Origin of the sequence: Comamonas aquatilis (assembly GCF_965139575.1) — a bacterium.
GTDB lineage: Bacteria > Pseudomonadota > Gammaproteobacteria > Burkholderiales > Burkholderiaceae_C > Comamonas > Comamonas aquatilis.
The window spans coordinates 37,739-56,958 of record NZ_CBCSIW010000026.1; the positions used below are offsets into that span (position 1 = coordinate 37,739).

A 19,220-nucleotide genomic window follows, 5' to 3' on the forward strand; every position below is an offset into this window, starting at 1 on the left:
CAGCTTTACATTTCTTCGCATGCCAGCATGATTTCTTGACATAGGCCAGCCAGCGAACCGCTTGCTCCGTTTGCCTGTCTGCCATGCTGCACTCCCCATCTACCTGCTTTTTATCGCCAAGGGCGACTTCCCCGCGCGTTGCCGTTGCGGCCCCTGGCGGCGATCATCTCTGCCGCCCTGCTCCGGCAGCGCAGGAGGCGGTATGAAAGCCACACATCCCCTGACGCCTTACCGCCTCGCCGTGGCCTCGCGCACCGTGGCCGCCACCTTGGGTGGCTATGCCCTGGCGGCGACCAGCACCGCAGCCCTGAGCCTGCTGCTGCACCCACCACTGGATCGCGTGGAGGCAGTCATGACGGCCACCTTGCTGTCCTGGATCATCTACGCCATGGCGATCGGCTGGACCTTTTTTGCACGCACGGCCTGGCTGGCCTGGGCCGGCGTGCTGCTACCGGCTCTCGCCCTGGGAGCCGCCGTATATGGGCCGCCATGGTGGGGAATCGCGGCATGACGCCCCCCCACAAAGCACAGGCCAAGAACCCGTCCTCGCCAGAGCAGGAAGGTTTTCGCCAGGCCATGTCCTGGCTGCATACCTGGTCCGGGCTGATTCTGGGCTGGATTCTGTTTGCAATTTTCGTCACCGGCACGCTGAGCTTTTTCAAGAACGAATTCAATCTCTGGATGCGGCCCGAGCTGCACGGCCTGCCAGCGGCCGACAGCGAAGTCGCGCAACGCGCCCAGGTCGCGCTGCACCAGCATGCGCCGGGCGTGAGTAACTTCATCATGCGCCTGCCCGATGAGCGCACGCCAGCTGTCAACCTGCTGTGGCGGGATCAGGCCAATAGCCGCTTTCAGACCCTGCTCTTGCATCCGCAGACCGGTGCGGTGCTTCAAGCGCGAGAAACAGGTGGCGGCGAATTTTTCTACCGCTTTCACTTTGAGCTGCGCACTGCCCACAAAGGCCGTTGGACTATTCAAGGCCGCTGGGTGGTGGGCGCGGCCACGCTGCTGATGTTCATTGCCTTGCTGACCGGCATCGTCACGCACCGCCGCATCTTCAAGGACTTTTTCACCTTCCGCCCGCGCAAGGGCGGGCAGCGCGCCTGGCTGGACGCCCACAATGTCTCGGGCGTGCTGGTGCTGCCGTTCTATTTGATGATCACCTTCAGCGGTCTGATGATCTTTCACGCCATGTATATGCCGGCCGGCATCGCCGCCGCCTACCCGGGCGAAAAAGGCACGGACACGCAAAGCTATTTTGCCGAGCTGCAAGGCGACGAGCCCGGCGCCCGCAGCGCGCGGCGCGGCCGCAACGAACAGGCCCAGCCCCTGCCCTTGCTTGACTTGGCGCCCATGCTGACCCAAGCCAGCCAGCTATGGCAAGGCGGCCGTGTCGGCAGCATCACGGTGCGCAGCGACAGCCAGGGCCCGCTGGTGGAAATCACCCGCCACGACGGCGACCGGCTGCAATACGGCCCGGCTGCGCTTCGATGGCAGCACCGGCCAGCTGCAAACCCAGGTCGATCCGCAAAGCCCGGCCATCAAGACCTATGGCGTGCTCTACGGCCTGCATATGGGGCGCTTTGCCGATACCGGGACACGCTGGGCACTGTTTGGCTTTGGCGTCATGGGCTCGCTGATGATTGCCTCGGGCCTGGTGCTGTGGTCCGTCAAGCGCCGCGCGCAAGCCCAGCGCAAATCACCAGGCGCAGCCCTGCCTTTTGGCGAGCGGCTGGTGGCCAGTTTCAACATCGGCCTCATGGGCGGTCTGCCACTGGCGGTTGCGGCGTATCTGCTGGCCAACCGCCTGCTCCCTGTGGAGATGACGGGCCGACCCGATGCCGAACTGTCTTGCTTCTTCGGCACCTGGGCGCTGGGCTTGCTGGTAGGCCTGATCTGGCCTTTGCGCCAAGGCTGGGTAATGGTGCTGGGTGCAGCTGCTGCCGCTTACCTGGCCCTGCCCCTGGTCAATGCCTTGACCACAGCCACCCATCTGGGCATCAGCCTGCCGGCCCTGGACTGGAGCTGGGCCGGCATGGATCTGGGCTTTGCGGCCACGGGTCTGATGCTTGCCGCCATCACCAGGCATTTGCTGCGTCACAAGCCTCAGCCCGTTGCCAAACACGCAGCGCCCGCCAAGGCCACAACCTCTGAGCGCAAGGCCGGCACCCAGCTGATCCCGGCCGGCAACACCGCACAGGAGGCATAAGAAATGCTGCTCGATTTCCTGTTGTGCTTTGCCGCCTGGTCTGCCTTGGCACTGGGCATGGACCGCCATCATGAGGACGCTTGGCCGGGTGTAGCCAGTGAAGCCCCAGCCGCCGCTCTGCGCCGCAAGCGTCTGGCCCAGACTGGCTGGGCCTTGCTGGCCCTGTCGCTGGGCATGGCCCTGGGCTTTCCGGGTGCGGCCACGGTCGCCATGTCGGCTGCGGTATGGACGGCAGCCCTGTCCCTGTCGGCCCTGGCTGCCACCGCCATGGCAACCTGGCAGCCGCAACGCCTGCCCACGCTTGGCATGTTGGCGCTAGCGCTGGCCCTGCCGGTTTTGGCTTTCAGCCGCCTCAGCCTTTGATGGACTGAGCGGCCTCCGGCCGCGATTCATTTCACGAATAAAAAAGCCACTCAACGCATGTGAATCTTGCGCAGGCACCTATCCATTCAATAGCAATCCCGGTGATCACCGGGGAAAGACATCGTTCATGCGCCAACTTCATCACCCCTTCAGCCTCGCCGCGCTTCTGTGTGTCAGCCTTGGTACGGCACAAGCCCATCAGGTCTGGCTGGAAAGCAATGGCGGCCAAGCCCAGCTGTTCTTTGGTGAATTCAACGACAACCTGCGCGAGACCTCGCCCGGTGCGCTAGACAAGTTTCTGGCTATACCCACGCTGATCCAGCAGACGGCCAGCGGCACGCAACAACTGACGGGCCAGCAAACCGGCACAGGTTTTAGCTACAGCGCAGCAAGCCGGGCCCAAACCCTGTTCGCCAGCGCCGCCTATCCGCTAATTGAGCGCAACCAGCGCAATGAAGCAGCCTTGCTGTGGGTGCCTGCGGCGCGCTGGGTGGCCACGCCTGCACAGGCCGTCATCGCCAATGCCCAGGCCCTGGATCTGGTGCCCACGGGCCAGTCAGGCCAATTCCAGGTCAGTTTCAACGGCCAGCCCCTGCCCAAGGCCAAGGTGCAGATCGCCGCCCCCTCGGGCTGGTCGCGCGAGGCGCAAAGCGACGAGCAAGGCCGGGTGAACTTTGCCCTGCCCTGGAAAGGCCTGTACGTGGCCGAAGTCCATCACAGCGACAAGCAAGGCGGCGAAGCACAGGGCAAGCGCTATGGCGAAGCCAGCTATGTGACCACGCTGAGTTTCAGCGTCAGGGACGGCATGCCATCGCCCGCGCTGCCATCCGCAGCCAAGCCTTGATCACAGCGTCCGCAGCCCACCCATCATTTCAACTCTGGCAGCCTTTCCCGAGGCCAGCCATTCGATAGCACCATGAACCCACAACTCCCCGGCATGCCCAGCCGATTGCCGCTGGCCTTGCTCAGCGCCCTGACCTGCCTGAGCCTGAGCGCTCGGGCTCAGACCTCCGCCCCCACCGCCAGCTCAGACGGCAGCACTGAAGTCATGCTGGCCCCCGTCACCGTGCAAGACAGCCTGGCTGGTGAAACCGCCACCGGCCCGGTCATCGGCTTTGTGGCCCGGCGTGCGATGTCGGCCACCAAGACCGATACGCCTTTGATCGAAACACCGCAAGCCATCAGCGTGGTCACGCGCGATCAGTTCGAGGCCCAGGGCGTGACCACGCTGCGCGAAACCACACGCTATACGGCAGGGGTCAATTCCAGCTACTTCGATAACCGCGTGGACTCCTTCAAGGCCCGCGGCGGCGATGTCAGCCAGTACCAGGACGGGCTGCTGCGCACTTACGGCACTTACAACAACATCAAGGTCGAGCCCTATACGCTGGAGCGCGTGGAGTTTCTGCGCGGCCCCTCCTCCGTGCTCTACGGCCAGGGCAGCGTGGGCGGTGTGCTCAATCTGACTAGCAAGCGTCCGCAAGCCGAGCGCCTGCGCGAAGTGCAGGTCCAGCTGGGCAGCCACGGCCGCAAGCAGATCGCCAGCGACATGACGGGCGCCATGGATGCCGAAGGCAAATGGTTGTACCGCCTGGTGGCCGTGGGCCGCGACAGCGACACCCAGGTCGATCATGTCAAGGACGACCGCGTGGTGATCGCGCCCTCGCTGACCTACCGCCCTAGCGCCGACACCTCGCTGACGCTGCAAGCCATGTACCACAAGGACAAGAGCGGCTCCATCACCCAGTTCTTTCCCTGGCAGGGCACGCGCCTGCCCAGCCCTTACGGCCAGATTCCGACCAACCGCTTCATCAGCGAGCCAGGCTGGGACAAGTACGACTCCGAAAACAAATCCTTTGGCTATCTGTTCAGCCACCGTCTGAACGAGCAATGGACGCTGCGCCAGAACCTGCGCCGCACCATCAGCGAAGTGGACTACCGCACGCTGTACACCAGCTTTGCCGCCAACGCCGCCACGGGCCGACCCGCACGCCCGGTGTTCGATGCCAACGGCCGCACCGTACAGCGCGATGCCGTGTGGCAGATCAACGGCGGACGCATGCTGCTGCTGGACACTCAACTGGAAGGCCAGCTGCAAACCGGGGCCGTCCAGCACACGCTGCTGGCCGGCATGGACTGGCAGCGCAATACCAGCAGCCAGTCCAACTGGCGCGGGCCGGGCACGCCGCTGGATGTCTACAACCCCGTGTATGGCACGTTCACCCCGCCCTCGGCCTCCAAACTGGTGCGTGCGCCCAATGTGGCGCAGCGCCAGCTCGGCTTTTATCTGCAGGACCAGTTGCGCTGGGGCCCTTGGACCGCCACGGTAGGCCTGCGCCACGACAAGGCCAAGACCGAAACCGAAGGCCGTCCGGCAGCAGCCGCCGACGACTCGGCCACCACCAAGCGCCTGGGCGTGACCTACCAGGCCGGTGGCGGCTGGGCACCATATGTCAGCTATACCGAGTCCTTCCAGCCTCTGGGCGGCGTGGATTTTTATGGCACGCCGTTCAAACCCCAGCGCGGCAAGCAGGTGGAAGCCGGCGTCAAATGGATTCCCGAGGGCAAAGGCCTCTCCGGCTATGCCGCGGTGTACGGCCTGCGCGAACAAAACCGCAAGACCAATGACCCGGCCAACCCTCTCAACAGCCTGCAGCTGGGCGAGGTCAAGACCCAGGGCTTTGAGGCAGAGCTGATCGCCAGCCTGGCCAAGAACTGGGACTGGACGCTGGCCTATGCCTATACCGACGCCAAGATCAGCCGCAGCAACGCCGGCGACCAGGGCCAGCGCGTGGCCTCGGTGTCGCGCCATATGGCGTCGAGCTGGCTGATGCATCGCTTTGCTGCCCAGGGTCGTGGCGGCTGGAGTGTGGGCGCCGGTCTGCGCTATGTGGGTCCGCAGTGGAGCGGCACTTCGGCCATCAGCACGCCCTCTTCCCTGCTGGCCGACGCCATGGTGGCCTATGACGCCGGCGACTGGCGCCTGGCCCTGCATGCCAACAATATCGGCGACAAGGTGGTGATCACCCAATGCCTGTCGCGCGGCGACTGCTTCTACGGCGAACGCCGCAACTTCTTGCTGACCGCCACCTACCGTTATTGAACTGAGCACAGCAGTCACGGCATTGCGTCTCAGACATGAAAACGCGGCCCACGGTCCCAATGCCGTTCACTGAAGCCAGTGAACGGCATTTTCTTATCGGTCCATCGCTCATACACAGACCCCGTTGCTTCACACATCCTGACTCTGAGGATAGTCAAGGCTCACAGACTCCCGGATTTCTCCGAGTCGTCCCTACACATCGATCCCCAATAGGTCGCACATGCCTTGGCCCCCAGTGGTTTGTCAAAGCCCCGTGGGAAAGTGCACGCCCGCGCGTTGTGCCGCCTGTACGATGTGCGTCGCCATGGCCTGCTGGGCAAGCTCGGGCCGACCTTGGGACAGGGCTTCAATGATGGCCGCATGCTCCTCGCACGTGGCATGGCGCGCGCCGCGCCGGTAAAACGGCAGCCGCTGACTTTCCTGCATGACTTCACCGCTGCCGCGCAATACATCGGCGATGGCATGGTTGCCCGAGATGGTGGCGATCTGCAGGTGAAAGTCGAAGTCCAGCCGGCTGGCCTGCGCAAAATCGTCCCGCTCAATACTCTGCTGCAAGGCATGCAGGTTGGCCTGCATGGCGGCCACATCTTCGGGTTGCATCACCAGGGCCGCCAAACGGGCGGCAAAGCCCTCCAGCGCATAGCGCAGCTGGTAGACATCGTTGAGCGCATGAGAATCGGCAAAGCGCCAGACCTCGCCGGAGGGCTGCGCTTCAGCGGCCTCAGTCACATACATACCCTTGCCAGGCCGCGCCACAACCAGCCCCAGACCTTGCAGCGTGGACAGCGCCTCGCGCAACGAGGTCCGGCTGATGCCTAACTGTTCCGACAGATCTCGCTGCGAAGGCAGCAGCGAACCCACCGGATAGACGCCGTCGTCTATCCACTCCCGAATCACGCGGGCGGCGTGGCTGGCAACGGCAAGGCTGGTGGCGCTGGTGGATTCCATACAGTAGGGTCAGTCATCGAAACAGAGGTGGTGCATCCGATCTTAGCGACTGTCCCGCTGCCTTCGACGTATTCTCTGCCCCTTTCCTTACTTGTTGACCAGCTTGGCTGGCACGGTATAGGTCAGAAAAGCGCCGAACAGCAACACGCCTGCCAGCACGTACATGGCTGTATTGGTGCTTTGTGTTGCATCCTTGATCAGGCCGATCATGTAGGGGCTGATGAATCCGGCCAGATTGGCAAAGGAGTTGATCAACGCTATGCCGGCCGCCGCACCAGCACTGGACAAAATGGCCGTGGGCAGACTCCAGAACAAAGGAGAAGTCGCTAGGCTTCCTCCTGCCGCCAGGGCCAGGGCGGCCAGCGACAGATAGACATTGCCGCTGAAGACCGCCGACAGCGTCAGGCCCAACGCCCCCACACAAAAGGGCACGATCAAATGCCAGCGGCGCTCGCGCATGCGGTCCGAGCTGCGGCTGACCAGGTTCATGGATACCACTGCCACAGAGAATGGAATCGCCGTGAGCAATCCGATATGGAAAGCACCCTCCACCCCCGACTGACGGATCAGACTGGGCAACCAGAAGGTCAGTCCGTACTGGCCCATGACGGTACAAAAGCAGATCATGGCCATTTTGATGATGCGCGGGTCTGCAAACAACGCACGCAAGGTCATATGGCTGTCGCTTTTGCTGGCGTTCTCACGGTCAATATTGCGCTCGAGCAGGGTCTTCTCGGCCTCGGTCAGCCAGCGTGCACTGCGGATGCTGTTGTCCAGATACCAGAGCACGGCCAGACCCAGAATCAAAGAGGGAATGGCTTCAAGCAGAAACAGCCATTGCCAGCCGTGCATACCAGCCACACCTTGCATCAGTTCCATGATGCCGCCAGACAAAGGCCCGCCGACAATGCCCGAGACTGGTATCGCACACATGAACAGCGCCACCATGCGGGCGCGCCGGTACGAGGGAAACCAGTAGGTCATGTACAAAATCATGCCGGGGTAAAAGCCTGCCTCGGCAGCGCCCAGTAAAAAGCGCAGCACATAAAACTGCGTGGGCGTAGTCACGAACATCATGGCGGCCGATATCAGGCTCCACATGATCATGATGCGCGAGATGGTGGCTTTGGCGCCTATGCGATGCATCAGCATATTGCTGGGCACTTCGAAGAAGAAATAACCGATGAAGAACAGCCCCGCGCCCAGGCCATACATGGCCTCACTGAACTGCAGATCGGCCAGCATGTTCAGCTTGGCAAAGCCCACATTTACCCGATCCAGATAGGCTGCCACGTAGCAAGCCATGATGAAGGGCAGCAGGCGCCAGGCCACCTTGCGGTAAACGGCGGCCTCGGCAGGTGTTTCACTGGCCAGAGCCGGAGCCGTGCCGGCGCCCTCGGCAGATGCAGGAAAGGATGACATCAGGGAGTCCTCGATTGAAGGGTTTGAATCAACTGGTATTACCGGTCTTAATTTACGAAGCGAACCTTAGCTGCACTTCAGCACTATGCACACTCGCATTTACCCCTATCACAAGACAACCTCACTACTTATCCGTAGATTTGACAAAGCTTCGATTCCTCTACAAACTGGTATTACCAGCATGAAAACAAAAGGAAAGATTTCGTGAACACCTCGTTAGAGACCCACCCGACCAGAATTCGCTTGCGCGCCCAGCCACTCACCGTCGAGGCCTTCGCCGAGTTTGGTGAAGTCATCACCAGCGATGGCAACACACCATTGCTGATCAACGACGGTATGACCGAGCGCTTTCACGCCCTGGCCCTCGTGGACACCGGAGATCACGGAGGTCACGCGCTGATCAACCTGTTTCACGCTCAGCCCTATGCACTGCCCATGACACTGTCAAGCATGGAACGCCATCCTCTGGGCAGCCAGGCCTTCATGCCACTGGATGCACAGCCTTTCATCGTGGTGGTTGCCCCCATAGGCGAACATGTGGAACCCGCCGATCTGCGCGCCTTCATCACCGATGGACGCCAGGGCGTGAACTATCGACGAGGCGTCTGGCATCACTCTCTGATCGCACTGAATACGCCTGCGCGCTTCATGGTGGTAGACCGCGGGGGGCCGGGCGACAACTGCGATGTAGTGCCTATAGGCGATGGAGCAGGAGTGGTGCTGGAACTGGATGAAACCCAGCCCTGACAGGAAGAAAAAAGCCGCCCAAGGGCGGCTTTGTCTTGTACGGCTATGGCGTTTCTGCGCTTCAGGTCGGCAGCAGAAAGTCCTGGCTGATGCCCTGGCCCAGGTCGTTGACTCGGTCCAGAAACTGGGTCAGATAGGCATGCAGCCCCGTGGTCAGGATTTCATCAATGCGACCGTACTGCAGATCCGCCAGCAGGCGACCGGCCTTGCGCTGTGTCTCCTGGGAGTGGTTGTTCTTTACCCGCTCCAGGTTCTGCACGACTTCACGCAAGCAGGCGTGCAAAGAGCGCGGCATGTCTGCACGCAGCATCAGCAGTTCGGCCACTCGCTCGGGCGTGATGACGTCGCGATAGACCTTGCGATAGACCTCGAAAGCCGAGACGCTGCGCAGCAGGGCGCTCCAGTGGTAGAAGTCAAAATTGTGCACATTGCGCCCACGCGGTATGCCGTGGTAATCGCGCTCGATGGCATGGAATTTCACGTCCAGCAAGCGGGCCGTGTTGTCAGCCCGCTCCACAAACGTACCCAGGCGCACAAAGTGCAAGGCCTCATCCTTGAGCATGGTGCCCAGAGTCACGCCACGCCACAGATGGGAGCGGTATTTGACCCACTCAAAAAACTGCCCCGGGTCTTCGCGCCACACACCTTGATCAAACTGGCGCTGCATGGCCAGCCAGGTCTGGTTTTGCGTCTCCCAGGATTCCGTGGTCAACGCCCCGCGCACTGCGCGCGCGTTCTCGCGTGCAGCCTTGAGGCAGGAGTAAATGGACGACGGATTGAACTCGTCGGCCACCATGAATTTCATCACCGACTCACGATCCACCGTGCCGTATTTCTCATGAAAGGCTGGGATCAATTCGCTGATGGAAAGCACGCTGTGCCAGCCACGCTTTGAATTGCTGATGGCGTGAGGCAGCATCGCCGTGTCGTACGAGACACTGAGCATGCGAGCCGTGTTCTCCGCCCGCTCGGTATAGCGGGACATCCAGTACAAGTGGTCTGCGGTACGTGACAGCATCAGCGATCTCCCCCTGTATTTCCTTCTGTATCGGCGTTTTCATCTTCCAGCACCCAGGTGTCCTTGGTGCCTCCGCCTTGCGAGGAGTTCACGACCAGCGAGCCGTCCTTCAAAGCTACGCGCGTCAGGCCGCCCGCCACCATCTGCACCTGCGTGCCGCTCAGTACAAAAGGCCGTAAATCGATATGCCTGGGTGCTATGCCACTTTCCACCATGGTGGGACAGGTGGACAGGCTCAAAGTGGGCTGAGCGATGTAACCGCTGGGGTTGGCCAGCAGCACGCGACGAAAATCTTCAATCTCGGCCTTGCTGGCCGCCGGGCCAATCAGCATGCCGTAGCCGCCAGCGCCATGCACTTCCTTGACGACCAGTTCGTGCAGGTGATCGAGCACGTACTTGAAGTCATCTGGCTTGCGGCACAGCCAGGTGGGCACGTTCTGCAAAATCGGCTCTTCGCCCAGATAGAAGCGGATCATCTCCGGCACATAGGGGTAGACCGATTTGTCGTCGGCCAGGCCCGTACCCACGGCATTGCAGATGTTGACATTGCCGGCGCGGTAAGCGCGCATCAAGCCCTTGCAACCCAGTGTGGAAGTGGAGCGGAACACCTCGGGATCGAGAAAATCGTCGTCCACACGGCGATAGATCACATCCACGCGCTGCAAGCCCTGAGTGGTGCGCATATAGACCACGTCTTTTTCCACCACCAGATCCTGCCCTTCCACCAGTTCCACCCCCATTTGCTGGGCCAGAAAAGCATGCTCGAAGTAAGCACTGTTGTGCATGCCGGGGGTCAGCACCACCACGGTGGGCTCGACCACGCCCGAGGGTGCACTGGCGCGCAAAGTGTCCTGCAGCATGTCGGGGTAATGAGCCACCGGCGCCACGCCGTGCTTGCCGAACAGATCGGGAAACAGCCGCATCATCATGCGGCGGTTTTCCAACATATAGGACACGCCCGAGGGCACGCGCAGATTGTCCTCCAGCACGTAGTAGACGCCGTTGCCCGCGGCATCGGGGGCGCGAACAATGTCTATGCCGGCGATGTTGGCATAGACATCGTTGGGCACCTTGATGCCTTCCATCTGAGGCCGGTACTGGCTGTTGCCGCGCACCAGCGCGTCAGGCACGATGCCTGCGCGCACGATGTCCTGCTGATGATAGGCATCGTGAATGAAGCGATTCAAGGCCTTGACCCGCTGCACCAGGCCGGCCTGCATGCGCGTCCATTCATGGGCGGGAATGATGCGCGGAATCAGATCGAAGGGGATCAGCCGCTCCGTGCCGGCACCGCTCTCGTCCTTGTCGCCATAGACGGCAAACGTGATGCCCACGCGGCGAAAGACGATCTCGGCTTCGGCACTGCGGGCACGCAAATAGTCTTGCGATTGACCGCCCAGCCACTGCGCATAGTCCTTGTAATGGTCCCTCAGCGCGCCCTGATCGGCGGGTGAATTGAGATACATCTCATCAAATGTGCGCATTCTGTCCTCTCTAAGTACAACGCATGCATCCGGCCTGCGCTCGAGCCAGTGTAGCCATGCCGCAAGCGAACGCCAGCCATGGCCAACCCCGGTTCAGCCCCATGTTTGCGCATGCCAACGACGACTTCACTCCTGGCAATTTCATCATGCAAACCACATGCCAGCTTTCCCGTGAAGCGGCAAAAATCAGGGCTCAGCCTCCAGATGAACGTCCCAATAATGCGCCCGAAACCGGCGCTCGCATTGCAGACTCTGCGCCGAACCCGAGCTCCACAGCGCGGCACCGCAGCGGTCTTGCAAAACCAGTTGACTGCCCGCCTGCTCGTAGCGCTGCACCACGGCTGCTGCAGGGTGGCCAAAACGGTTGAGATAGCCCGCCTGGACCATGGCCCAGCGCGGCCTGAGGGCTTGCACCCAATTGGTGCTTGATGAGGTTTTGCTGCCGTGATGCGGCACCAGCAGCCAGTCCACAGGCCCGGCCAGGCCGCCAGCCAGCAACTGCAGTTCCTGCGCGGCTTCGATATCGCCGGTCAGCAGCGCCACGCGCCCGGAAGCAGAACGTATGCGTAACACGCAGCTGCCGGCGTTCGGTAAGGGCTTGCGTGGTTTGGCCCAGAAATCTGCTGCCGGATGCAAGACTTCAAACTCCACCCCGTCCCAGCGCCAGCGCTGGCCCGCGGTGCAGCGCTGCACCGGAGCCAGTGCGGCCAGCAGGGGTTCATCAATGACAGATTCCGAACCCCAGACCTGAAGCTGAGGCTGGGCAGACTTGACGGCCAGGGCGCCGCCCGTGTGGTCGGCATCTCTGTGGCTGAGCATCAGCCGGTCAAGACGCACGCCCAAAGCGGAGAACAGCGGCAAAAGCACGCGCTCGCCCGCATCGCTGTTCTGGCTGTACCGGGGCCCGGCGTCATACAGCAGGCGATGGGTCTGGGTGCTTACCAGCACCGCATTGCCCTGGCCTACATCTGCGGCCAGGAGTTCAAATTCGCCAAAGCCGACTCTGGCTTGCGGCCACCACAGGGCAGGTACGCAGCAAAAAGCCAGCACCCAGCGCAAGCTCACTGGCAGCGGCGCCACCAGCAGCAAACCGGCACCCACAGCCGCCACACTGGCCCACCATGCGGGCTGAGGCAAGCTCCACACCGCCCAACTGGTCGCTGCCAGCCATTGCAAAAACTGCAGCAAAGGCAGCATCAGCCAGGCGGCAAGGGCGGCGGCCTGCGGAATCAAGGCACTAAGCAAGGCCAGCGGCGTCACCAGCAAGGTGACCCAGGGAATGGCAATCAGATTGGCAAACAAGCCCACTACCGAAACCTGGCCGAACAGCAGCAGGCTCAAGGGTGCCAGCACCAGAGAAATCAGCCATTGCTCACGCCACAGTCCGACACTCTGGCGCAGCAAGCGCTGGCCGCGCGTTGGCTGCTGCGCGCTTTCCGCCTCGCCCTCCTGCTGCGCCCGGCTGCCTGCCAGCAAAACACCCACAGCCACAAAACTGAGCCAGAAACCAGCCTGCCACAGCGCCCACGGATCCGCCACCAGCACGGCGGCCAGCGCAAGCAGCCACACCAGCGGCCAGGGCCAGCGCAGACCCAGCCATTGCAGCAGCGCCACCACGGCCAGCATGCACACCGTGCGCTGCGCCGGCACGCCCCAGCCGCTGAACAGCGCATAGGCCAAGGCCAGCAGCACGCCAGCGAGCAAAGCCACGCGCGGCGCAGGCCAATACCGGCAGGCGCGGGCACTGAGCCGCCAAAGCCGCCCACCAGCAAGGCGGCAATCCAGGAAAACATGGTGATGTGAAGGCCGGAGATGCTCATCAGATGCGCTACACCGGTCTGGCGAAACAGCGCCCAGTCGCTGCGCTCTGGTGAAAGACAAAAGAAACCTGCGCCGAGACAAATAAACCTGCGCTGAAGCATTAAGACAAATAGACCTGCGCTGAAGAACCTTTTCCGGTACAACGGACTGACAAAAGAAATCTGCGCTCACTCTGAAAAAGCCACCTTGTGAGATTGCTTCCAAGCGACTACATCCAATGCCTACCTGCCCAAGTTTGGTGCAAACAACGACCGAGACACCTACTTTCATGGCATCCTGGCTGTTTCAAACAAATAAATCTGCGCTGGAATTCACAACTGACAAAAGAAACATGCGCTGGATTGCCTTGTTCTATCGATTGGCGGCGTTCACACTGCGGACCTCAAGTCGAAGGCAGAGCAGTGCAAAGGCTTTCCCTACCCGCACCTTTCCCTTCCTGGCCAGCAACTAACGGATGGTGAGGCTGAAGATCGGTCGGGGTTTTTTGAAAGCTTAAAAACAGCGATGAGCCGAGAGCGCTTTCATTTAAGTGACAAGCAAGCCTGTTCGTCCATAGAGTTCCTGCATCTTGTGCGTATTCCAGCTGAAATGACCACCAGAGTAAGCGATCACCGACAATTCTGCGACTTGTGACCGACTAGGTTCGGCCAGAAGCGGAGTTCCAGTTGGCCGATGCCAGTGTCGGCTTCAGCCAGTGCGTTGAAGTTCACCGATGGTCGCTTTGCAGCACCTCAGCACCTAGCAGTGAATCGAATGGCTGCACACTCCATTCATCATGATCACATGGGCGTAGATCATGGTGATCACCAAGCACTTCAATCCAATAAGCTGATGGAATAGGAACTCAATATTCATATAAGCAAAGCCACCGCTAGGATGGCTTTGCTTATTGCGGCGTGCTTTTTAGGCGTTGATTTAATCAAGCTCCTTGGGCGACTTCTACCATCTCGTCAAAGTGTTTCTTGTCCGCCTCTTCAATCCATTGAAAGATGTTATTTAGAACGCTATGACTCTCACCCGCAAGGTTTTCGGTGGATTCTTCCGTGATTTCAATAACGTCGCTGTGTGAGTATTTATTAATGAATCTATATATCTTTTCCTTCAACTCAGCTGTGGTTATAGTGCAACCTTCCAGTCCTGCATCCATCAACTGACTCACATCATTTCGTCCACGAGGAAACTTGAAGGTGAAGAATGACTCCAGCAGTTTTCTCGCGAGATTGGCGGTCATGAATGCTTCGTCGCGGTCAAGAGTCGTCTTCGCTCTGTATGCATAGAGTTTATTGAAAATGTAGTGATACTCAGAGCCATAATTTTTAAGAGAGTCGTCTGCATCCACGAGCTGGGAATGACGGGGGGATCCTGGCGTGGCATCTAGCTTATAAAAAAAAGCCACCGGTGCTTTGGGAGGACTCTTCCTTGCTCTATTCTTGTTCGTTGTCGTAAACCAGTCTCTCACGAGTTTGAAATAGGTAAAGTTATGGGTGAGGACAAACAGCTGTTTGGCATTTATGCATTGAGTCTTGAGGAAGGAGTAAGCATGAAATAGATGGTTAGAGTCAAAGCTTGAAACAGGATCATCGACGACAACAATCGAATCTTGGATGTTGTTTCCATGCTCTTTGAGCTTCGTGATGAAGTAGACAAAGGCAATAGCCGTCTTCTCTCCTTCACTAAGATTTCCATCATGCTCCCCGACTCCATTTCTAATAATCTCATAACCCTTCTTGGCTTGGTTGAAGCTCAAGCAGAGTTCCGAGCGACCAATGAAGCGATGGAGGGTATCGTTAAACTCCTTAGCTCCGACAGTTTCATTGGAAAGAAGAGCCTCAAGCTTCGCCACATCTAGAGCAATCTCATCAATCGCCTTCTTGTCGATTGCTGCGGTCGCCTCCAAGTCTTTGCACTGCCTCTCATTTCCTGCATAGTCAAAGTCTTGAATCTCTGCCGCAGAGAAATGCAGTTCAAGAGTTTTTTTTGCTTTAGAGGTTTCTGCACTGAAGTTGTCTGTCTTATTATTGTGCTTCTTCACAAGGTCAACAATCGACGACAAGACGGCATTAAAGTTCGCCACATCATCCTCTGCAAGATCCGCAATGTGAATGTCTGTTTTTGAAGGATCAGTGATTTTCTCCTTCAGGGCAATCCGCCATCCTTCAATTTGTGTATTGATTTTTTGAGCAATTCCCTTGTATTCTTCTTCTAGCTTCGTCGCCTCAGTGGAGAACTCTTTATAAAAGATTGTTGATGCAGGAAGAGTATTTAGAGGTGCGCCTTGGGATTCAATCCAGTTATCTGCATTATTCAGCCTCGTTTGAAATTCGGTGAATTCCTTGCTGAAATGAGCGGCCAAGACTTTCGCACGATCTTTAGTGAACTCCCCCCACAGAATTCGCAAGACTCTGAATTGCTGTGCTCATGGATTTCCAAGCCCTTTTGAACCCAATCACGGATATTAGGGTTTTCTGCAAGACGCTCTATTGCCTGATTAACTGCTGTTGTTCCAATTAAGTCGCGAATGCGAGCAGCGGCCTTCTTGAAATAGCCATCTTCAATTTTTGTTGAGGCGAAGTTAATGCTCGGCAGGTGGTCCGGTTTAGCTGCATTTGTTAGCTCAATGACTTTCTCATCGGAAAGTACAGACTCCTTTTTCCCAACCGTTTCACCGTTGCTCTCAATGAATTTTGAGAGCTTTCGGCGGTCATAGTTTAGATAATAGCTATCACTTGTATCAATCGCCTGAAGACCTGTCTTCATTTTTTTTGCTGCACTGGTTAGAAATTTTTCCAATGCTTCTGTCTTTGTGCGGATTTCCGTCAGCTTTGCCGTGTGTGCTTTTTGCTTTTCGCCAAGCTCACCCTTTTTTTTCTCCAAAGTCTGAAGGTCATCAATCTTCTCCTTAGCAATAAGCAGAATACTCTTTACCGATTTGTCCCAATTAATGTTCTCGTGGATGAATCGTTGATTGAAGACATGGACATTCAGTTGTGAAGCCGCCAGATTTGCTTCGGTGAGTGGAGTCCCATCCTCCTGTGTGATGGAAAACTGTGCCCCAGCAAAGCGGGGTGTCAGTGAACGGCTCTCAAGGCAAGAAAAGAGATTAGAAAGGGTTGACTTTCCTGTGCCATTCCAACCATAGATGAGGTTATACCTGCCAAACTGCTGAATGCCAGCTCCGTTGTAGTCGGTGAAGATGCCGAACTGCCGAAGGCGATTAATGCGAAGAATCACTTTTGGAGGCTCCCTCAACTGAGTGCCTGTCAAGCGCAGGCATTACTCGGTAATGATCTCTATATGTAAGCGAATGAAATGGTTCTGTGGCGACCGGCGAGCTAACGTTAACCCTTGGAAGAATCACACTCTTTGACTTAGCTCGTGGCGGGTGCTGACTCGCGCGCAGCTCTTAGTCTGTGTCTCCTTCACGTGGCCGCCCCTTGGCTGCCACTCATGCCTCGCGTGGAAGGACAGAAATAGGGCAGCGAGTTCTACGATTTGAGCGATGGTAGTCACTGACCAGTTGACATAACCCGACGATGTCCAGGTGGCGGCAATGGGTCGGTTGCTGAATGTGGTCAGATCAAGCGTACCGCTCAGTTCAGAGAGGAACGCTGGTCGAGGGAAACCTGCCCCCGCGATCTTGTTCAGAAAACTCCACTCGGAAACACCTGTTCGCCACAGACACTAATTCCAGGCCGCAATTCTGCGGCCCATCTATCAGGAGTTAGTGATGAACAAAGGAAAGTTTTCCCCTATGACCCGTGAAGCTGCGAGCCGCATCGCCTCGACAACTGCAAAAAAGACCGGCGGAAAGATCCCGCCAAAGAGCTTCGCGAGCCGTGCGGATGCCACGGTTCAGCGAGCACAGGTCCTGCCTCCGCTCAGGAAGAGTTCAAAGGCCTGAGTCTGGCCTGAACGCTGACTACCGGTTGACCCCGCAGGTTTGAGACAGCAATCATCCCTTGCTGTCATCCGTATCTCAGCATCCGATATCTGCTGTGCCTCATGAGCGATTGACCAGCTCGCTCACTGTGTCTGGCGTATTTGACCACCCGCTTGTTGCCGGGCAACTGAGATCTGCGTGTATCGCTCTCGTATGACTCGCTGTGCGTCCGGCCAAGTGGGTGCCCCAGTGCTAACACAGGAACGCAGGAACTCACATAAGAACGCGAGAAAGCGAGCCAATGCAAACCGGCACAACAGCCGTTGGGTGGCCTCTTCATCTGGAACCACCTTCAAAAGTGCCTGGCATCCCTGAAGCGACATCAGGGATCCCGGCTTCATTGCTGACCATCCCTTGAGGGTGTCATGGGTGATGAGACGCCCTTCATGATGCAGGATATTGCGGCGTGCCAGCAAATCAGCCAGTTCCTTGTTGTTGCCACACTTCACAGTCTCAGCGACCTGCCGTAGCCAATGGCCTAACGGCTTCGCTTCTGGATCAAGGAAGCCCGCAACAAGCGATACCGCTTCTTGAGTCTCCACCCCCCTGGGCATCGCTTCCAACTCTGCCACGACATGAAGGCTCGATTCGAGGCGTAAGCAGCAGTCGATACGGAGATCTGGACAGAGCTCACGCCAAGCAGGAAGGAGCTGCCCAAAGCGGGTCTGAAACATCTGCTCTCCTGCCTCGCGCCCATGAGTTGCAGTGCAAGCAGAGACTTCCGCGTTGAACTGGTCGAGCTCAACGAAGCTCTTCACGACTACATCCAAAGCGCTGTCAGGCGAGGTGGATCCCCAGGTCATAGCGAGAGTGGACCAGTCGGACATGCTGTCCAGGTCCTCGGGGATGGGATCTCCGTTGAGGACTGCGACGACCTTGTCTCCGACCGGCCCCATCGCCGCGCGGATATTGGCCTTCGTTGTGCTGCTGAGTTGGTGCTGCCCCAAGAGTCCGTAGCGGAGCTGCTTGATTGGTTGGAGCAACCCCTCCTCACGCAGAAAGGTCTGAAGGCTTTTCCCTAGTGAGGCACGGAGGACCGTGTCGGGGCTCAAGGTGAGGCCCGAGGACAGCTCTACGTCGAATGACTTGCCAAACACCGCAAGGGGGCGCACCAAAGGAATGGCTGGATAACGGCTGGTCGGGAAGTGAATCCCGCGCTGCAATGTTGGAGGGCTCAAGGTGTTGTTGCTTGTCATTGCAGCAGAGACCATCTTTCCCGGCTAGCGTTCATTAGCCTCCTTGGCACCACTCAAATATTGGTTAGCTAGGCTAACAAATTTCTTCTTTTACTGACCTGGCTAATGCTCTCGTACTCATGGCAAGGACTGGTGGCGATAAATGACCAGCCAGATGAAGCGCGTGGCGCCCAGCATTAGACCTCCCCCTCGTTGTCACCCTCAGGCACCTTCATCAGCATTGCCCCACTCACAGCACCGTTAATGTCGACCACAGTGACCCCTATGGCCGTCATGCACTGAAGGAAAAAGGCGAACGAAAACCGCCCCCGTGCAACTTTGTTAGACAAGTTCGCGGCTGTTTCCTGAATACCCATTTGCTCAAACCGCCAAGCCAGCTCTTTGTAATTGACTCTGGCACGCACAAGCTCGACCCGAATGATCGTGCGCGCCTGGTCTTCCCAATCTGGTTCCATAAAGCGAGTTTAAGAGTACACCTTCACCCGTAAGACCTGGAAACAAGGCAAAACAACAGCATTTGGCTGGCATCAATTTTCAATCATCGTATATGATGATTTTTCTTTAAATTAGATGATATCAACACTTTCAGGCAAAGCATGGGGGTGACCCCAGAACTACACGAGTAGGTACAGGAACCACTCAAGAGGAATTGATGGGAAAGCACGTCTGGTCAGAGAAGAAGATTGAACGCATGGTCAAAGAGGGCCGTGGCAAAGGTAACGGCTCCGAATATCGCCCCTGGCTTGAGATCACCGACTTGAGCAGCCTAGGTCGGTCACGGCGGGTCTGGAGCGCCAAGACAAACCGGATTCACCACCTATTTTCAGATGTGGAGTACCACATCTTGTTGATTTCCACCCAGAAGTGACCCACTAGCCCCCGGTGGGGATGCGGACAAAAACTTGGACTACCAGGAGGTAGTTCATGTACTCATACGCAGACAGGATTCGTGCAGTTGAGCTTTATATC

At 58.3% G+C, this 19,220-nt stretch carries 14 protein-coding genes and 3 pseudogenes; 8 read left to right on the plus strand and 9 right to left on the minus strand.

Going from position 1 to position 19,220, the window contains the following annotated elements; translation table 11 throughout:
* Positions 1-202: 202 nt before the first annotated feature.
* The 5 genes and pseudogenes from ACNAZA_RS20420 to ACNAZA_RS20440 all read left to right on the plus strand — a co-directional run bounded on the left by ACNAZA_RS20420 (position 203) and on the right by ACNAZA_RS20440 (position 5,675).
* Positions 203-511 carry a DUF3649 domain-containing protein gene (locus ACNAZA_RS20420; RefSeq protein ID WP_415798335.1) on the plus strand — a complete coding sequence of 103 codons (309 nt, stop codon included), beginning with the start codon at positions 203-205 and terminating at the stop codon, positions 509-511.
* Positions 508-2,209: pseudogene (locus tag ACNAZA_RS20425) on the plus strand (PepSY-associated TM helix domain-containing protein). The gene ACNAZA_RS20420 and the pseudogene ACNAZA_RS20425 overlap by 4 nt, the downstream one beginning before the upstream one ends.
* 3 nt (positions 2,210-2,212) lie before the next feature.
* Positions 2,213-2,572, plus strand: coding sequence for a DUF3325 domain-containing protein (locus ACNAZA_RS20430; protein WP_415798336.1), 360 nt, complete (start codon positions 2,213-2,215; stop codon positions 2,570-2,572).
* Between the two features lie 127 nt (positions 2,573-2,699).
* Positions 2,700-3,416, plus strand: coding sequence for a DUF4198 domain-containing protein (locus ACNAZA_RS20435; protein WP_415798337.1), 717 nt, complete (start codon positions 2,700-2,702; stop codon positions 3,414-3,416).
* A gap of 72 nt (positions 3,417-3,488) precedes the next feature.
* On the plus strand, positions 3,489-5,675 hold the full coding sequence (locus ACNAZA_RS20440) for a TonB-dependent siderophore receptor (RefSeq protein WP_415798338.1): 2,187 nt from the start codon (positions 3,489-3,491) through the stop codon (positions 5,673-5,675).
* A gap of 243 nt (positions 5,676-5,918) precedes the next feature.
* Here ACNAZA_RS20440 and ACNAZA_RS20445 read toward each other — a convergent pair whose 3' ends face one another.
* Positions 5,919-6,623 (minus strand): FadR/GntR family transcriptional regulator, encoded by a 705-nt coding sequence (locus ACNAZA_RS20445; RefSeq protein ID WP_415798339.1) that lies wholly within the window; start codon positions 6,621-6,623, stop codon positions 5,919-5,921.
* A gap of 87 nt (positions 6,624-6,710) precedes the next feature.
* Positions 6,711-8,045: an MFS transporter gene (locus tag ACNAZA_RS20450; protein ID WP_415798340.1), complete on the minus strand. Its 1,335-nt coding sequence runs from the start codon at positions 8,043-8,045 to the stop codon at positions 6,711-6,713.
* Positions 8,046-8,249: 204 nt separating this feature from the next.
* Here ACNAZA_RS20450 and ACNAZA_RS20455 point away from each other — a divergent pair, with 204 nt between their 5' ends.
* A complete protein-coding gene (locus tag ACNAZA_RS20455) occupies positions 8,250-8,792 on the plus strand; it encodes an ureidoglycolate lyase (protein ID WP_415798341.1) in 543 nt (180 codons plus the stop codon).
* A 61-nt stretch (positions 8,793-8,853) separates the two neighbouring features.
* Here ACNAZA_RS20455 and ACNAZA_RS20460 read toward each other — a convergent pair whose 3' ends face one another.
* The 5 genes and pseudogenes from ACNAZA_RS20460 to ACNAZA_RS20480 all read right to left on the minus strand — a co-directional run bounded on the left by ACNAZA_RS20460 (position 8,854) and on the right by ACNAZA_RS20480 (position 16,346).
* The gene (locus ACNAZA_RS20460; protein ID WP_415798342.1) at positions 8,854-9,810 is read right to left on the minus strand and encodes an alpha-E domain-containing protein; all 957 of its coding nucleotides are present in this window, start codon (positions 9,808-9,810) and stop codon (positions 8,854-8,856) included.
* Positions 9,810-11,294 (minus strand): circularly permuted type 2 ATP-grasp protein, encoded by a 1,485-nt coding sequence (locus tag ACNAZA_RS20465; protein ID WP_415798343.1) that lies wholly within the window; start codon positions 11,292-11,294, stop codon positions 9,810-9,812. Before ACNAZA_RS20465 ends, ACNAZA_RS20460 begins: the two co-directional genes overlap by 1 nt.
* Before the next feature lie 186 nt (positions 11,295-11,480).
* Complete coding sequence (locus ACNAZA_RS20470; RefSeq protein ID WP_415798344.1) at positions 11,481-13,004, minus strand: DNA internalization-related competence protein ComEC/Rec2; 1,524 nt, start codon at positions 13,002-13,004, stop codon at positions 11,481-11,483.
* A gap of 35 nt (positions 13,005-13,039) precedes the next feature.
* Positions 13,040-13,216, minus strand: a pseudogene (locus ACNAZA_RS20475) (ComEC/Rec2 family competence protein); the annotation flags it as partial.
* Between the two features lie 818 nt (positions 13,217-14,034).
* Positions 14,035-16,346, minus strand: a pseudogene (locus ACNAZA_RS20480) (ATP-binding protein).
* Between the two features lie 496 nt (positions 16,347-16,842).
* On the opposite strand from ACNAZA_RS20480, the gene ACNAZA_RS20485 reads away from it, so the two are divergent.
* Entirely contained in the window at positions 16,843-17,016 is a 174-nt protein-coding gene (locus ACNAZA_RS20485) for a hypothetical protein (protein ID WP_415798345.1), read from the plus strand.
* A 122-nt stretch (positions 17,017-17,138) separates the two neighbouring features.
* On the opposite strand, the gene ACNAZA_RS20490 is transcribed toward ACNAZA_RS20485, so the two are convergent.
* Both ACNAZA_RS20490 and ACNAZA_RS20495 read right to left on the minus strand, forming a co-directional pair.
* Positions 17,139-18,251: a hypothetical protein gene (locus ACNAZA_RS20490; protein ID WP_415798346.1), complete on the minus strand. Its 1,113-nt coding sequence runs from the start codon at positions 18,249-18,251 to the stop codon at positions 17,139-17,141.
* Between the two features lie 176 nt (positions 18,252-18,427).
* Positions 18,428-18,706, minus strand: coding sequence for a DUF6471 domain-containing protein (locus ACNAZA_RS20495; RefSeq protein ID WP_415798347.1), 279 nt, complete (start codon positions 18,704-18,706; stop codon positions 18,428-18,430).
* A 197-nt stretch (positions 18,707-18,903) separates the two neighbouring features.
* On the opposite strand from ACNAZA_RS20495, the gene ACNAZA_RS20500 reads away from it, so the two are divergent.
* Positions 18,904-19,119, plus strand: coding sequence for a transposase (locus tag ACNAZA_RS20500; RefSeq protein ID WP_415798348.1), 216 nt, complete (start codon positions 18,904-18,906; stop codon positions 19,117-19,119).
* Positions 19,120-19,220 lie beyond the last annotated feature (101 nt).

Excerpts from the sequence above, each read along its gene's own strand:
- ACNAZA_RS20495 (WP_415798347.1), bottom strand. The coding sequence starts at position 18,706 with ATGGAACCAGATTGGGAAGACCAGGCGCGCACGATCATTCGGGTCGAG.
- ACNAZA_RS20490 (WP_415798346.1), bottom strand. The coding sequence starts at position 18,251 with ATGACAAGCAACAACACCTTGAGCCCTCCAACATTGCAGCGCGGGATT.
- ACNAZA_RS20440 (WP_415798338.1), top strand. The coding sequence starts at position 3,489 with ATGAACCCACAACTCCCCGGCATGCCCAGCCGATTGCCGCTGGCCTTG.
- ACNAZA_RS20420 (WP_415798335.1), top strand. The coding sequence starts at position 203 with ATGAAAGCCACACATCCCCTGACGCCTTACCGCCTCGCCGTGGCCTCG.
- ACNAZA_RS20445 (WP_415798339.1), bottom strand. The coding sequence starts at position 6,623 with ATGGAATCCACCAGCGCCACCAGCCTTGCCGTTGCCAGCCACGCCGCC.
- ACNAZA_RS20500 (WP_415798348.1), top strand. The coding sequence starts at position 18,904 with ATGGGAAAGCACGTCTGGTCAGAGAAGAAGATTGAACGCATGGTCAAA.
- ACNAZA_RS20450 (WP_415798340.1), bottom strand. The coding sequence starts at position 8,045 with ATGTCATCCTTTCCTGCATCTGCCGAGGGCGCCGGCACGGCTCCGGCT.
- ACNAZA_RS20485 (WP_415798345.1), top strand. The coding sequence starts at position 16,843 with ATGAACAAAGGAAAGTTTTCCCCTATGACCCGTGAAGCTGCGAGCCGC.
- ACNAZA_RS20435 (WP_415798337.1), top strand. The coding sequence starts at position 2,700 with ATGCGCCAACTTCATCACCCCTTCAGCCTCGCCGCGCTTCTGTGTGTC.
- ACNAZA_RS20465 (WP_415798343.1), bottom strand. The coding sequence starts at position 11,294 with ATGCGCACATTTGATGAGATGTATCTCAATTCACCCGCCGATCAGGGC.
- ACNAZA_RS20430 (WP_415798336.1), top strand. The coding sequence starts at position 2,213 with ATGCTGCTCGATTTCCTGTTGTGCTTTGCCGCCTGGTCTGCCTTGGCA.
- ACNAZA_RS20460 (WP_415798342.1), bottom strand. The coding sequence starts at position 9,810 with ATGCTGTCACGTACCGCAGACCACTTGTACTGGATGTCCCGCTATACC.